The organism is Candidatus Flexifilum breve, from assembly GCF_016713355.1.
Map to the genome: position 1 here is coordinate 1256011 of NZ_JADJPI010000035.1, position 15595 is coordinate 1271605.

The 15595-nt window shown below is 59.6% G+C and carries 12 protein-coding genes and 1 pseudogene; 8 read left to right on the forward strand and 5 right to left on the reverse strand.

What is annotated here, in order from left to right; translation table 11 throughout:
- Window positions 1-57: 57 nt before the first annotated feature.
- On the reverse strand, window positions 58-1569 hold the full coding sequence (arfA, locus tag IPK17_RS28380; protein ID WP_343421065.1) for an arabinosylfuranosidase ArfA: 1512 nt from the start codon (window positions 1567-1569) through the stop codon (window positions 58-60).
- A 223-nt stretch (window positions 1570-1792) separates the two neighbouring features.
- Window positions 1793-2641, reverse strand: a complete 849-nt coding sequence (locus IPK17_RS28385) for an oxygenase MpaB family protein (RefSeq protein WP_343421066.1) — start codon at window positions 2639-2641, stop codon at window positions 1793-1795.
- Window positions 2642-2867: 226 nt separating this feature from the next.
- On the opposite strand from IPK17_RS28385, the gene IPK17_RS28390 reads away from it, so the two are divergent.
- Window positions 2868-4808 carry a PAS domain-containing sensor histidine kinase gene (locus IPK17_RS28390; RefSeq protein ID WP_343421067.1) on the forward strand — a complete coding sequence of 647 codons (1941 nt, stop codon included), beginning with the start codon at window positions 2868-2870 and terminating at the stop codon, window positions 4806-4808.
- Between the two features lie 11 nt (window positions 4809-4819).
- Window positions 4820-5875, forward strand: coding sequence for a hybrid sensor histidine kinase/response regulator (locus tag IPK17_RS28395; RefSeq protein WP_343421068.1), 1056 nt, complete (start codon window positions 4820-4822; stop codon window positions 5873-5875).
- A 162-nt stretch (window positions 5876-6037) separates the two neighbouring features.
- On the opposite strand, the gene IPK17_RS28400 is transcribed toward IPK17_RS28395, so the two are convergent.
- Window positions 6038-6163 carry a hypothetical protein gene (locus IPK17_RS28400; protein ID WP_343421069.1) on the reverse strand — a complete coding sequence of 42 codons (126 nt, stop codon included), beginning with the start codon at window positions 6161-6163 and terminating at the stop codon, window positions 6038-6040.
- 67 nt (window positions 6164-6230) lie between these two features.
- On the opposite strand from IPK17_RS28400, the gene IPK17_RS28405 reads away from it, so the two are divergent.
- From IPK17_RS28405 to IPK17_RS41145, 3 genes and pseudogenes are all read left to right on the forward strand, one after another.
- The gene (locus IPK17_RS28405) at window positions 6231-6458 is read left to right on the forward strand and encodes a sugar transferase (RefSeq protein ID WP_343421070.1); all 228 of its coding nucleotides are present in this window, start codon (window positions 6231-6233) and stop codon (window positions 6456-6458) included.
- Between the two features lie 82 nt (window positions 6459-6540).
- On the forward strand, window positions 6541-7560 hold the full coding sequence (locus IPK17_RS28410; RefSeq protein ID WP_343421071.1) for an NAD-dependent epimerase/dehydratase family protein: 1020 nt from the start codon (window positions 6541-6543) through the stop codon (window positions 7558-7560).
- Window positions 7561-7704: 144 nt separating this feature from the next.
- Window positions 7705-7890 (forward strand): annotated as a pseudogene (locus IPK17_RS41145) (WecB/TagA/CpsF family glycosyltransferase); the annotation flags it as partial.
- 406 nt (window positions 7891-8296) lie between these two features.
- On the opposite strand, the gene IPK17_RS28415 reads toward IPK17_RS41145, so the two are convergent.
- Window positions 8297-9478, reverse strand: coding sequence for a glycosyltransferase family 4 protein (locus tag IPK17_RS28415; RefSeq protein ID WP_343421072.1), 1182 nt, complete (start codon window positions 9476-9478; stop codon window positions 8297-8299).
- A gap of 286 nt (window positions 9479-9764) precedes the next feature.
- Here IPK17_RS28415 and IPK17_RS28420 point away from each other — a divergent pair, with 286 nt between their 5' ends.
- The 3 genes from IPK17_RS28420 (at window position 9765) to IPK17_RS28430 (ending at window position 13451) form a co-directional block, all read left to right on the forward strand.
- Window positions 9765-11177, forward strand: a complete 1413-nt coding sequence (locus IPK17_RS28420) for an FAD-binding oxidoreductase (RefSeq protein WP_502749232.1) — start codon at window positions 9765-9767, stop codon at window positions 11175-11177.
- A gap of 195 nt (window positions 11178-11372) precedes the next feature.
- Entirely contained in the window at window positions 11373-12518 is a 1146-nt protein-coding gene (gene menC, locus IPK17_RS28425) for an o-succinylbenzoate synthase (protein ID WP_343421073.1), read from the forward strand.
- A 27-nt stretch (window positions 12519-12545) separates the two neighbouring features.
- A complete protein-coding gene (locus tag IPK17_RS28430; protein ID WP_343421074.1) occupies window positions 12546-13451 on the forward strand; it encodes a MurR/RpiR family transcriptional regulator in 906 nt (301 codons plus the stop codon).
- 166 nt (window positions 13452-13617) lie between these two features.
- On the opposite strand, the gene IPK17_RS28435 is transcribed toward IPK17_RS28430, so the two are convergent.
- The gene (locus tag IPK17_RS28435; protein ID WP_343421075.1) at window positions 13618-15582 is read right to left on the reverse strand and encodes a S9 family peptidase; all 1965 of its coding nucleotides are present in this window, start codon (window positions 15580-15582) and stop codon (window positions 13618-13620) included.
- Window positions 15583-15595: the final 13 nt, after the last annotated feature.

The following is a 15595-nucleotide window of genomic DNA, read 5'->3' on the forward strand; positions in this document are numbered from 1 at the left end:
TTGGATCAAAAAACCGCCGACCAGCCTATGAGCTGATCGGCGGTTCGGGGTGCACACTTACGCGAGGTCGGTTTCGACCACCGTGAACGAGAGCGGCGGCAGCACCAGTTCAGCGCGGCCGTCCTGCACGACCGGCGGCGCAACGCGCACGGGCGCAATATTGAACGGGTTCTCGAAGCTGTTGACCGCCTTCGGGTTGGTACCGGAGATCTGATGCACGGCGCTGATCGCGCGCGGGCTGAGCGCCTGCCAGTTCAGTTCGACCGGGAGGCTGTCCGTCTGGCTGCGGTTGACGATGAACAGCGCGCTCTTGCCCGTCGTTTCGTCATACGAGGCGGATACGTCGAGCAGGGGCATATCGCCAAATTTGGGCGTCTCGTAGCGCGGTGACTTCACCGCGACATCCAGTGCCGCGCCGCTCGCCAACTGGCTGAACAGCATGATCGGGTAGTAGGTCGTGTGCTTGAGGATGCCATCGCGGGTGGTGTGCAGCGGCGAAATCACGTTGACCGACTGCGCGACGCACGCGATCTTGATGACATCGGCACGGCGCAGGAACACGTTCATCCACTGCGCGACCACCAGCATATCTTCCACATTGTAGATTTCTTCGCTGAGGTGCGGCGCTTCCGTCCAGCCACCGCGGAAATCGCTCGGCGTGGTCGCCTTGTACCACACATTCCACTCGTCCCACGAGAGGTAGACGTCGTGCTTGGAGCGGCGCTTCGCCTTGACGTAACGCAGCACGCTCGCCAGCGTATCGACATAGCCTTCAAATTCTGCCGCCAGCGCGAGGAAGCTGGACGTATCATTGTCGCGGTTGTTGGCGTAATGGTGCATCGAGTGGTAGTCGACTGCATCCCAGCAGATTTCCAGCGCGGTGCGATCCCAGTCCGGGTACGTCGGCATGTACGCATTCGACGAGCCGCACAGAATAAGGTTGATGTCCGGGTCGTGCCAGCGCATCATCTTGGCAGCTTCACGCGCCTTCAGACCGTATTCTTCCGCTTCCAGGTGACCGATCTGCCACGGGCCGTCCATCTCATTGCCAAGGCACCAGTACTTGACGTTATGCGGATCAGGATAACCGTGTTCGGCGCGGAGCTGCGCGAACTTGGTCTCGGCAGGCGCGTTGCAGTACTCGACCAGATCGGCGGCTTCCTGAATTGTACCCGTCCCGAGGTTCACACCGAGCATCGGTTCGGTGTTGATCTGCTTGCAGAAGTCAATGAATTCGTTCGTGCCGAACTGGTTGGTTTCAATCGACTGCCACGCCAGATCGCGGCGGCGCGGACGCTGATCCCTGGGGCCGACGCCGTCTAACCAGCGATAGCCACTTAGAAAGTTGCCGCCGGGGTAGCGAATCGAACGATAGTTGATTTCGCGCAGCGCCGCCAGCACATCGGTGCGCAGCCCGTTGGCGTCGGCGTGCGGCGAGGCGGGATCATAAATGCCTTCGTAAATCGCCCGCCCCATGTGTTCGAGGAAGCCACTGAACACCAGTGGGGAAATCGAACTGATGGTGCGGTTGGAATCAATATAGATTTGGGCTTTGGAAGAATGAGACATAAAAGCGAATTCCCCTTTGTGTCAGCAGTGGTCGATCAAACAGTGACTTCGGCGGCGATCCGCTCGCCGCGGCGCTGCTGAGCTGTTCTTTAGACCCAATAATTCGGATCAGCTTCAGTTGAGGAGCAGATTATAAAGGGAGGACTCGACAGGCCGCAAGGGGTTTGGTGCATTCGAATGCATATTCACAAAAATTGCTCAACTTCGTCTGTTTTTCCGCGGTTTAGGGCACGTCTTCCGGCCCCAACCGGTCGATGGCGTAGCCGTGTGGATACGTCGGATTGCGTTCCTGCGTGAACAAACGCGGCTGGCGGCGCGGCGGCAGCCAGCGGATGATCCGCGCGCGCAGTTTCATCCCGCCCACGGCCAGCACCTTCGCCCAACCCGGCGCTTCGGGGTAGCCGAACACGCGGCGCAGCGGTTCATCCATCAAAGCGTACAGGCACGGCTTGATTAGTGGGCGCAGCAGCGCCGGATACCAATGCAGAAACACGTTGATCGTCGCCTGCCCGATGCGGCGGCTGTATTCGTTCGGCTGGAAATACTTCTGCTCGTAATCCCGGTTAAACTGCTCAAATTCGGCATACGTCTCCGGGATGTCTTTGATCGCCATGCGCTTACCCACTTCGCGCCAAAAGATGAACTGCGCCTCGCGCTCATTGGGATCAACTGGTCGCCAGCCGAAGCGCTCATTCCAGCGAATCGGCTCGTAGATAAATGTCGACAGCGTATAGAGATAATCTTCGTTGTCGATGGCGAAGCGGTGATGCAGGCGGTTCATCCGCTTGATCGCCGCGCGCCCGCGTTCGCTGTCATACCCATGCTCGACAAACTCCGAGATCAGCAGCGTCGTGTCGTCGTAGCGTTTCTGACCGCGCTGCTCAAATTCCCCCGTTTCGGCGAGGAGCTGCGCGGTGCGCGGCAGCGCGAAGGTGCGGAACAGCGCAAATTCGAGCGCGCGCTGAATGAGAAACGGCGACTCATACGTCCCGACGAGGTACACGATCTCCTGATGATCCTGTACGGGGTCCAGTTGGCGTACCCGGTTCAAAATGGCGTAACGCGCGTTCATGCTGCTCCAGCGATAGTGGATGTGCGGAAGCTACATTGTACGCCAACATCCCCCGCTCGCCTACACTTTACCAATCTTAAGTTGATGTAAAACCGTAATTACACATTCATAAACTCGGTAAATTTAATGCTATTTTCACATTCTAAAGGATCTGTTCTCGAAAACAGCCTATAATTTAAATTAAGGAAGAATTGAGTACTTCCCACTATCGGATTGCATCTCCATTATGAATATCTCTGTAACCAGTTCACAATCCCGACCCCGCGCGTACCTCAGTACGCTGCTCCAATATGCGTTCGACTTGATCACCGTTGTGTCGGCGCAGGGGACCATCACTTACCAGAGTCCCTCCGCCGAACGGATCCTCGGATACCGCCCGGACGAGATGGTCGGCACAAGCATCTACGATTACATGGAGGCGGACGAGCGGGAACGCGTACGCTGTTTGTGGTTGGACGCGGCGGAGACCAGCGAGCTGTGTGTTTTCGAGACCACCTGGCAGCATAAGCTCGAATTCCCGATCTATCTCGAATGCTGCATCCGGCACGTCGTGAGCGGTATTGACGAAGCATGGATCATCAACGCCCACGACATCACCGAACGCAAGGCGATGCAAATGGTGGCGGACGAGCGCAACGCGGTCATCGAACTGTCTAATCTCAAGGTCGAAGAAATGCTTCGGCGGCATACTGCCGATCTCAACGCGGAAAAGACGCGCATCGAATCGATTCTCGATAACAGCAGCGATGCCATCGTCTTGGCTAACTCCGCCGGACACATCAACCAGACCAATGGGCTGTTCAATCAATTGTTTGGCCTTGCGCCAGGTGAAATGCTCGATCAACCGCTGGTTCTCGCCATCTCACCCAATCAATGGATCGAATTTAGCGAAGCCCTGAACGCCGTGATCGCAACCGGGGAGCGCACGCACATCGATGTGACCGCGTGCCGCGCGGATGGTGGTCAGTTCGCGGCGGACATCGCCCTCGCCCGCCTCCCTGCCGAACTAAACGGTGACATCGTGTGCAGTCTGCGCGACATCACCGAGCGCAAGCAGATGGAGGAGTCGCTGCGCGCGAACGAGCGCCGTTTCCGCGGTCTGTTTGAGAACAACAATGATGCGGTCTTCATTATCGGGCTCGACAACATCATTCTCGCCGCGAACACGCGCGCCGTGAACATGCTGCGCTATCCAGTGGACGAGATTATCGGCTCGCACGCTTCACGCTTCACTGTCGCTGAGTCAGGTGACAGCTCGGCTGAATCCATGTTCCCGGATTTTTCGTGCGGTTCCGTGCCGATCTACGAGCGGCAGTTTCGCCGCGCTGACGGGAGCATCATCGAGGCTGAAATCAACGTCGCGCTGGTCTGCGGTGATGACGGTCGCCCCATGCACATTCAGAGCATCGTGCGCGACATTACCGAGCGCAAGCGCATTGAGCATGAACTGCGCGAGAGTCTGGCGCGTGAAAAAGAGCTCGGCGACATGAAGATGCGCTTCGTCTCCATCGTGTCGCATGAGTTCCGCACGCCCCTCGCCACTATTCAGGCCGCCTCTGATGTTCTGCGCTACTACTCGGTCAAAATGACACCCGACCAGATCGACCTGCGCTTCGACAAAATCCAGTCGACGGTCAAGCATATGGTCAGCTTGTTGGAAGACGTGCTCACACTCGGTCAAGCTCAGTCCGGCGTCCTCATAGCCAGCCTAGAGCCGATCAATCTTGTGGAGTTCTGCCAGACCGTCCTTGATGATTTGCGGGCGGGCAATACCAAGGGTGGCGAAATCATGTTCGCCTGTAACGCAGTCGGCGCCGTCTCGGTGGACGCGGACATCAAACTGCTGCGCCAGATCATCACCAATCTCGTGACCAATGCCCGTAAGTACTCACCCAACGGTGCGCCCGTTCAGGTGCGGCTGACGGAATCGGTCACATCCGCAGTGATCGAAGTCGTGGACAGCGGCATTGGCATCCCCGAGGATGATCAGAAGCATCTTTTTGAAGCGTTCTACCGGGCGTCCAACACCGGCACCATTTCCGGCACGGGCCTCGGCTTGGCGATCACCAAACGCGCAGTTGAACTGCACGCTGGCACTATCTCTGTCAAAAGCACGGTCGGCGTTGGCACGACCTTCATCGTCACCCTTCCCATTCGCATTCACTGAGGCACAAAGCAATGACCAAAATTCTCGTTATCGAAGATGAAGCTCCCCTCCGCGCGGAAATCACCGACATTCTGTTGTTCGAAGGCTATGACGTGTTGGAAGCGGGGGATGGGCGCGCCGGGCTGGAGCTGGCGCTCGCGCACAGCCCCACGCTGATCGTGTGTGACATCTCGATGCCCGAACTGGATGGTTATGGCGTGCTCGATCACCTGCGCCGCCACCCGGAACATGCCCGCACCCCGTTCATCTTCCTGACCGCTCGCGCTGACCGCTCGTTCATGCGACACGGCATGGAACTCGGCGCGGATGACTACCTGACCAAGCCCTTCTCACGCGCGGAACTGCTCTCGGCGGTGCATGCCCGCCTCGAACGCTCGTCGGCGATCAACGCGAGTTTCGTCTCGGATCTGGAAGACGCCAAAGCGCAGATCACACGCTTGGTCATGGAAGAGATGCAAGCGCCGCTCGTCCCCATGCGTCTCGTGACCGATATCATTCAGCGGCAGGTCGACAAACTCACCCCGGCCATGCTGCAGGAACTGATCGCTGGCATGAGCGCGGGCGTGGATCAACTCTCGCGCGTCGTCGATCAGATGGTCTACCTCACGCATCTGGAAACGGGCATCCTCAAGCAAGAGGTGATTCAGGAAAGCGGCAAGCCCATCAGCCTGAACCAGACCCTGCGCCGCGCCGCCGAGCTCGGTTCGACACTGACGCAGCGCACCGACTCGCCCGTTCGTGTCCGCACATCGGCTCGTGATGTGCAGGTCTTCGCGCATGCGCAGGCGCTAACCCGCGCGCTAGCAGAACTGATCGCCGAAGTTGTCAACAGTTCAATGCCGTCGACCGAGGTCATCATCACGCTCAATGTGAAGCGTGATCAAGCGGTTGTTTCAATTTTACAGGAACGCTCATTCCAGGGGGGACAGGGGATGTCACTGGGGACCCTCGTCGCGCACGGCATCATCGAAGCACATGGCGGCAAGATCGAGTATCAGGCGATTTCGGAGACGGGCACCGACGTGATCGTCAGCTTGCCCATGCCCGTGCTGCAGCCCGCGAAGTAAAAACCTCGCCAGCTCGTCTTCGTATCCCCCAGCTCAAACCGACAACCGGTCGCCTGCAGCACAGGCGGCCGGTTCTGTTATACGCTGCGAGGAACGGCCAGAAAGTGCGCGACGTTCCAGTTGAGCGTCGGGTAGTTGTTGGCATCCTGCCAGAAGACTACCCTACAGCGCCCTTTCTGGTCGCCGCTCGCTCACCGTTGGCAGCGGCGCTTGACCACCGTAGGCCCACAGTTCGCCGTTCGCCCCGCCGAGCGTGTGCATCACAAAGGCGTTGCCTTCCGGCAGCACCTTGTTGATTTGCGCACGACATCGGCGAGCGCCGCACAGCAATAAACGCGCGGAAGAGCTCCTCAATGTGCTGAAGGGTGATAGGTCGCTTGTTGGTCTGCGCCCCGAACTGCCGCTGCGCGTGAATACCCAGTATGAATCGTGGCAGAAGCAGCGCTTTACCGTTCGTCCAGGGATCGCAGGGTGGTGGCAGGTGAGCGGTCGTAAGCAAGCAAAGCTTCTGCATCTCACACCGAAAAAGATCTATACTATTTCCAGCACTATTCGTTCCGGCTGGATCTCAATATCATGTTGATGGACATACCCAGTAACTTGACGGGCAAGGGCGCGTTCTAAGTCCTTATAAAACTCGAACTACCTAGCGAGGCAAAAGCAACATGTCAAACACCAGCACAAAAGTTGTCGTTACCGGCGCTGGCGGTTTCATTGGTCATCATCTGGTTGCTCATCTTAAGAAGCAAGGGTATTGGGTTCGTGGTGTGGACCTGAAGTATCCCGACTATCGAAAGACTGAAGCCGACGAATTCGAAATACTGGATCTGCGCCGCTCCGATGATGCGCTGCGCGCGATGCGTGGTGGGATCGACGAAGTGTACGCTCTGGCCGCTGACATGGGCGGGATGGGCTTTATCTCGTCTAATAATGCGTTGATCCTGCACAACAACGCTCTGATCAACATTCACACGATGGAAGCCGCTCGCCTTCATGGAGTCAAGCGTTATCTGTATACCTCGTCGGCCTGCATTTACCCGGAATATCGTCAGACCGATGCTGCGGTGGTACCGCTCAAGGAGGAAGACGCGTACCCGGCGCAACCGCAGGACGCCTACGGTTGGGAAAAGCTGGTGACCGAGGTGCTCGCGCACCACTATCACCTCGACTACGGCATGGAAATGCGTGTCGTGCGCTTCCACAACATCTTCGGCGAATACGGTACATGGGAAGGTGGCCGCGAAAAGGCCCCGGCGGCGATGTGCCGCAAGGTGGCGATGGCCAAGCTCACGGGCAACCCGGTTGTCGAAATCTGGGGCGACGGCGAACAGACCCGCTCCTTCTGCCACGTGGATGACTGCGTCGTCGGCATCGACAAGCTCATGCGTTCCAACTACTCTGAACCGATCAACCTCGGTCAGGATCGCATGGTGACGATCAATGAGCTGGCCGACCTGGTCGCTTCGATCGCGGGCGTGAAGATCGAAAAGAAGCACATCCCCGGTCCGCAGGGCGTTCGTGGTCGGAATTCCGACAACACTCGCCTGCGCGAAGTCCTCAAATGGGAGCCGGATATTTCGCTGGAAGCGGGCTTGGCGCGCACCTACGAATGGATCGAAGCGCAGGTGAAGGCGAAGCTGGAAGCCCATCCGGAGCTTGCCGCGTCGGTGGCCGTCGGCAAATAGCGACAACATTCCCATCATTGAGAGGTTAGCAACCCATGTCGCCTGTGATCGAACGCGTAACTGTTCTGGTGCCTAGGTCAGTGCGATCAGTCTGAAACTTGCACTGCAAACGATTGACGGATGGACTAAAAGCGGGAACAGCACTACGTCACGATTACGGGCGTGCATGGGGTGATGGACCTCAATTTACTCAAAATTCGTAACGAGGTCGGGCTCGTCACCCCCGATGGCATGCCGTTGGTGTGGATGTGCCACCGACAGGGGAAGCAGCCGGCTTCGCGCATGTACCAATCGTTCGCTTGCCGGGTGAAACAGTCGATGTCGAGATGACAGCTGACATAGTGTCCGTTGCCCACCGCTTCGAGAATGACAGAGTTGATTTCCCTTGCAAGATTGGGTGTCGCCCAAGCCACACGCCTAGCTTCCCACCAGTCGCTATTGCCGCCTTTCGGATCGTAACTGGAAGCGCGTTTCCGCTTGACTCCCGGACGCAGCCACCCCAGATCCGCTAGTGTGCTCATGCCGATCATCGCTCTTGGCCTTGTGTCAACCCAGTAACGGCTCGCGGTCCAGCGCACGCGGCCGCCTTCCGGTCGAGCCGCCCACTGCCTCCGCTGTTTGGTTCACGCCTGTGGCACAAGTGTACCCAGCCCCGGATCGCGGCCAAACGGGAGCGACACATCAGCCGCACGTGGCAGCCGTCTCTCATCGAGCCTGCTGCCACACAAGATCGCAGTTAGGTTTTGGGGAGAAACATGGGGCTTTTCGGACGACCTTGCGGGGAAAGGCGCGGGTCACGCCCGGTTGAGGTGCGGACGACATCCTCATAAAAGTAAATCAGCTCGCGCATCATATCGTCCCACTGCAGCGTTTCCGCCGTTTCGCGGGCACGCTGCCCCATCAGAGCACGCCTGTCCGGGTCAGCAGCCAATTCGCGGATATAGTCCGCCATCTGGTCAACGCCATCCACCTCGACGATGTAGCCGGATGATCCGTGCTGCACCACATCTTCCGCACCACCGACGCGGGTGGTGACGACCGGGAGACCGGAGGCAATCGCCTCGCCGAGCACCAGACCAAACGCTTCATGCCGGGAAGTGAAGGTGAAAATATCAGCGCTGGCATACGCCTCGGCCAACTCCTGCCCCTGCAGATAGCCGACGAAATTCACGGGCAGCCCCTCGAACAGTTCGCGCAGTTCCTCTTCTTTTGGCCCGCCGCCAAGCAGCGCGAGGCAGACATTCGGCGTCTCTTCCAGTGCCTTTTTCAGGATGTGCACCTGCTTTTCGGGCGACAAGCGACCGACGTACAGCAAGATGACCGAGTCCGGCTTGCCGTTGCTCAGACGTTCACGCATGGCCTGTGAGCGAAAGCGGGGGTGAAACTGCTGTGAATCGACGCCGCGCCGCCACAGCCCTACCTGATGGACGCCATGCTGAAGCATGCGCCGCCGCGCCACCTTCGAAGGGGCGAGCGCGTGATCGACATAGTTGAAGCCCCACACCCGCAGCGCGCGAATCGGCTTTTCGGCTAAGGGGATGCCGAAGTCTTTAACGATCTGCGAAATCGACAGATGGTATGAGCCAACCGTCGGTACACCGAGCACTTTCGCGGACAAGCCGACTGCCAGCCCGACAAACCCCGGATCAATCAGATGCACCAGATCGGGCTTGAAGCGCCGGAGCGAGAGATAGGTGTTGGGCGTAGGAATGCTGATCTTCCCCTCCGGATACCAGGGATCGACGAAGCACGGCAGTCCGATCACTGGCACGTCTTTGTAGTTCTTCACCCCCTGATCCGGTGCATAAATGACGGCTTCGATGTTGTACTGACGCAGATAATCCAGCGTTAAACAAGCAATCTTGACAATACCGTCGATTTTAGGAAGAAAAGTCTCGACGCTCAGCGCAATCCGCATTCAGCCTCCAGCAATTGGTAGTCTCACCACATAACAATACAACACGCGACTCCGCCTCCCGTTGCACTGGAATACTGCCCTTCATCAACGCTTAATTTCGCGCCACCCTGCCCAGATGGACAGGGCCGCATCGGCCTTTTGGCAGATGAGCGAATCGACCAAAGCATGCTATTGTAGAACGGTCAACCGTAGAACAGATGTACAGCTCCACAATGACTCACAGTAGTTTACAGCAGTGTTTAGCAGCTCTCTGGTTGGCAGCAAAACACATACAGAGAGGGATGATATGGGAAGCGAATCGAACAACCGCGCAGGCCAACCGGGCATGACGACCACCTCGCCGCCAACACCGCTGGAACAACTGCGTGCCAGTGTCAAAGGCACAGTCATCACCGCGGCAGACGCCGCCTATGAGCAGGCGCGCACGGTCTTCTACGGTGGCTTTGACCGTCGCCCAAGCGCTATCGTGCAGGTCGCTGATGCCGCCGATGTCGCCGCGGTCGTGAACTTCGCGCGCGCGGCGGGGCTGGAATTGGCAGTGCGTGGGGGTGGTCACAGCATGGCGGGCTTCGGCGTATCCGATGGCGGCCTCGTGATCGACCTCTCACCTATGAAGGGGTTGGAGATCGACGGCGAGCGGCGGACACTATGGGCGGAAGCCGGACTGACCGCCGGAGAAGTCACCCATGCCGCCGCCGAACACGGTCTGGCCGTCGGCTTTGGCGATACCGGGTCGGTGGGCATTGGCGGGATTACCTTAGGGGGCGGCGTCGGCTACCTCGTGCGCAAGTACGGCCTCACCATCGACAGCCTGCTCGCCGCGGAGATCGTCACCGCCGACGGCCAGCTCATCACCACGGACGCCGAACACCATCCCGATCTGTTCTGGGCGCTGCGCGGCGGCGGCGGCAATTTCGGCGTGGTGACGCGCTTCAAGTATCAACTGCAGCCCGTCGATCAGATCGTCGGCGGCATGCTCATCCTGCCTGCGACGGCGGACACGATTTACCGGTTCATTCAGGCAGCGGAAGCCGCACCCGATGAACTTTCGACCATCGCCAATGTGATGACCGCCCCGCCCATGCCCTTCCTGCCGCCCGAAGTCCACGGTAAGCTGATCATCATGGGGCTGTTGACCTATGTCGGGGATGTGAACGAGGGTGAGCGCATCATGTCCCGGTTCCGCGCACTGGCGCCGCCGCTCGCTGATATGGTGCGCCCGATGCGCTATGTCGATTCGTACCCGCCGGATGAGGAAGACTATCATCCGTTGGCGGCAGGCCGCAACCTGTTCGTCGACACGTTTGACGAGCGCAGCGCCCACTTGATCGTCGACCGCTTACAGTCCTCGACCGCGTTTATGGCCGTGACCCAGATCCGAGTGCTCGGCGGAGCGATGGCCCGCGTTCCAAACGACGCGACCGCCTTCGCGCACCGTCAGCGGCGGCTGATGCTGAATGTCGCCGCCCTCTACAACAATCCAGCGGAAGCGGCACTGCACGAAACGTGGACGGACGACTTCATGGCGGCGCTGCGCGGCGACGAGACCGGCGTGTACTCCAACTTCCTTGGGAATGAGGGCGAAGCCCGTCTACGTGAAGCCTATCCGGCGGCGACATACGCCCGGTTGGCGCAGATCAAGCGGCGCTATGATCCCGGCAACCTCTTCCGGCTGAACCACAACATTCAGCCCGCGTAAGGGCGAATCCACAGCGGCCGTTGCATTAAGCAAAACACCTGTAATCCAACACCCCCAGAGGGCGGTCTCAAGCTGCGGTCTGGGGGTGTTCATTAGGTTGGATCGGCAACTCCCCCTTTCACTTTGCACAAAACATTGCGACAATTCATCACTTATACACATAATATTGAATATCGTGTCGAAGAGGAGGATGCTATGCCCCTAACGATCCAGTCGCTTGCGGTGTACCCCATTGCCCTGAATTATGTTGAACCGCTGAAGACAAGCTTCGGCGATAATGCGCTCAAAGCTGCCGTTGTCGTCCAATTGTGCACCGCCGAAGGGGTGTGCGGCTGGGGCGAAGCCTCGGTCGAACTCAGCCCCGGCTATGGCTCGGAGACGGTCGGCACTGCGATCCACGTGATCCGCAATTTCATCGAACCGCTGCTGATCGGCAAAACGTTCGCTGATCCGCCCGCCGTCGCCAAAGCGATGCGTTCGATTCGTGGGCATCAACACACGCGTGCCGGGGTCGAAGCGGCGGCGTGGGATGCTTTCGCCCAGTTCAACAACCTATCGCTCGCCCACTACTTCGCGACCTTCCTGCCGGAAGGCCACACCCCGCGCGCGACTGCCCCGGTCGGCGTGAGCATTGGCATGCAGCCCACTGCGGAAGCGACACTAGCGATTATTCGGAAGCGCGTCAAAGAAGGCTACAACCGTATCAAGCTGAAGATCACCCCCGGCTGGGATGTCGAACTAGCGCGCGCCGTTCGCGCGGAATTCCCCGAGATTCTGCTCATGCTGGACGCCAACAGCGCCTACACGCTGGCCGACGCCGAGCACCTCAAACAGTTGGACGCCTTTAATCTACTCATGGTCGAACAGCCGCTTGGCCACGACGACATTTACCAGCACAGCAAACTCCAACCGCAGCTCAAAACGCGCATCTGCCTGGACGAGAGCATCAAATCGACTGACGACCTGCACCTCGCGCTGGAAATCGGCGCAATTCGTATTCTCAACCTTAAGCCTGCGCGCGTTGGCGGTTTCACCGAGTCCTTGAGCATTTACCGCGTGTGCGCCGAACATCAACTCCCCCTGTGGATCGGCGGCATGCTGGAGACGGGTATCGGCCGCGCCGCCAACCTCGCGCTGGCGTCGCTGCCCGCCGTGACTTTGCCCTGTGACATTTCAGCCACTGACCGTTATTATGTGGAAGATATAACGGAACCGCCCTTCCGCTTGAATGCCGACAGCACGATCACCGTTCCCACCGGACCGGGCATTGGGGTGGCCGTACAACTCGACCGCATCGAAAAAGCGACCGCCGCGTGGGAGGCGATGCACGCCTACGTCTAGCCGCGCGTTGGCCATCAAGGAGGGGATATGCACGACGGGGATGTGATTCAGCGCGTCCGCGACCATTACGAAGATATGGGCAAGAGCCAGCAAAAAGTCGCCGAGTTCTTCATCACCAGTGAAGAAGCGCTGTACCTATCGGCGGCGCGCATCGCCGAAATTCTGGAAGTGAGCCATTCGACCGTCGTCCGCACCGCGCAGGCCATCGGCTTTGAGGGCTTTCCCGATCTGCAGGCGGCGCTGCAGGAACAGGTCTTCGGGCGGTCGACGACCGCTGCCGCCTATGAACTCGGTCGGCGTAAGATCGATGTCGATGGCGCACAGGGACGCGACCCGGCGTCCCTGCAGCGGCGCTTGATGCTGGAAGACGCGCAGACCATCGAAGAGCTGGCGACTGACATTCGCGGCGAGGACTTCACCGCCAGCGTTGAACGGTTGATCAGCGCGGTAGGCGTGTATGTGATCGGACTGCGCTCGTCAGCACCCGTCGCGCGCTCGTTCGGCATGGCGCTGCGCCAGCTCCGCCCCAACTGCACCATCCTGGAACCGGGTACGGGCGACCTCGTCGATCAGATTTTCGACATGAACGAAGGTGATTTGCTGTTCGCGATCTGCTTTGGGCGCTACGCCACCGTGACACTGCGCTGCATGGATTTCGCCCGCAGCGTGGGCGCGCACGTTATCGTCATCACCGATACGCCGCTCTCGCCGGCCGCCCGCCGCGCCAACGTCAGCTTCGTCGTCAAGAACGGCGTGTGGTTTCACGGCGCCTCCGCCGCGCTGTTGAGCCTGCTCAACGCCTTTATCTCGGCGATGATGGTACAGCAGCCCGAACTCACCAAGCAGCGTCTGGAGAAGATCGGCACGACGCTCAAATACTTCGACGTGTTTGACTCCGGCGACGACGCGCCTCCCCTCCGCGAAGACGAATAACGCGCCGACAAAAACCTCTCTCCCGTAGGAGAGAGGTTTGAGGTGGAGGCTTATTTCAGGCTAAAGTTATTTCGAGAATGAAGACCATCCCGAAACTGTAGGGGCGCACCTGTGTGTGCGCCCGAAAGCGGGCAGACACATCGGTCTGCCCCTACAGTCTAGACCGTTATTCCACTTTGCCCAGCACGTAGCGATTCATCCATTCGAGCATGGCGTCGTTCTGCGCGCGGCGCACCGCCGGGTCACCGACAATCGACCCTGCGTGCGGCGAATTGGGCAGACGCAGCATTTCCGCGACGCAGCCGTTCGCCTTGAGCGTGGTGTAGAACTGTTCCGACTGTTCTGCCGGGCAGCGCCAGTCATGTTCGCCCTGAATGAGCAGCGTCGGCGTGGTGCAGGTGTGCGCCGTCGTGATTGGCGAGCATCGCGCGTAGATCTCCGGGATTTCGTGCGGCGCGCCGCCCAGTTCTTCAATAGCGAACCACGCGGAAATATCGCTCACGCCGTACATGCTGACCCAGTTGGTGACCGGGTTTTCCGGCACGGCGGCCTTGAAGCGCCGCGTATTGGCGACGATCCAGCACGAGAGGTTGCCGCCGCCCGACAAACCGAACACGCCGAGCTTATCCGGGTCGGCGTAGCCCTTCTCGATGGCGACATCCACGCCGCACATCAGATCTTTATAGTCGAGGTTGCCCCAATCGCCCTTGATGGCAGTCGAGAAGGCGTCGCCGTAGCCCGTCGAGGCGCGGTGATTGACCATGAGCACGGCGTAACCCGCGCCGCACAGCATTTGGCTGTCGAAGTGGAAGGCGTGTCCAAACGCGCCATGCGGGCCACCATGAATGTTGAGCGTCGTCGGGTATGGGGCTTCACCCTCCGGCGGCAGGTAAATCCAGCCTTCGACCTGCGTGCCATCGACGCCGGGGAACAACAAGTGCTCCACCGTCGGCAGCTTGACCGAATTGAGCCAGTCGTCGTTGATGCACGTCAACTGCCGCTCGTTGGAGCCGTCGGCATCCGCGCAGAACAGATCAATTGGGTGATTGAAGTTCGTCACAAGGTAGATCAGATGGCCGCCGCCAACGCCCTGCAGCGCGACTTCGCGGTCGCCCGTGAGCAGCGGGACGCAGTTTTCCGCGCCGTTCAACGCGACTTTGTAGGTGGCGACCGTACCGCCCGTCTGGACGGTGCTGTAAGCCCACTCGCCATCCGGCGTTACGGGCACGCTCAACATCCGCGCCATGACCGGCATGTCCGGCTGCAACCCACCATCGACGCCGACCGCGAGTCCCGCTGTGCGGCATTCTGGCGCGCCCCCGGCGAGGTCCAGCACCCACATATCCGCCTTGGAGCCGACAATCTTGCCGTGCGGCGTCCCAGTGAAGACGATGCGCTGACCATCCGGCAGCCACCCTGCGCTGTTGACCATGCCCCACGTATCGGTTAGCGATTGAATCTCGCCAGTTTCCAGCGTGATCAGTTTGAGCCGCCCGAAGAACGACTTGTGCGTGTCCGGCACCATGCTCGACGAATACAGAATCTGCGTGCCATCCGGCGACCACTGCGGGTTGCTGTTCATCAGTTTATCGTCGGTCAGGCGGCGCGGTTTGGCGTCCGGCGCGTCAACATCCTGCACGTACAGCGACTGCACGACATCGTCGAGATATTCCATCCCGTCGAAGCGGTAGACGTGGCGCGTGACGCGGAACGGCTTGGTGAAGTCGCGCGGCTCTTCGATGGCGCTGGTGGTGAAGGCGATCTGCTTGCCATCCGGCGACCACGCCGCCGGGCTGCCCACGCCCTGCTTCAGCGAGGTGAGCGGCAGCGCTTCGCCGCCATCGACCGGGATGACGTACAACTGCGGTTTCTCGCCGCGCCCGGATAAGAACGCGATCCGCTTGCCATCGGGCGACCAGCGTGGGGCGCTGTCGCGGGCCGTGCCGCTGGTGAATTGGCGCGTTTCGCCCGTCGCCAGCGTCAGCATCCAAATCGCGCTGAATTCCTTCTCTTTTTCGGAATCGACATGGGTGATCGTATAGGCCACGCGTGCGCCATCGGGCGAAAGCTGCGCCTCCGTGATGAACTTCAAGCGAAACAGATCGGCGGGTTCGACCAGACGTTTGTCCACAGACAGATCTCCT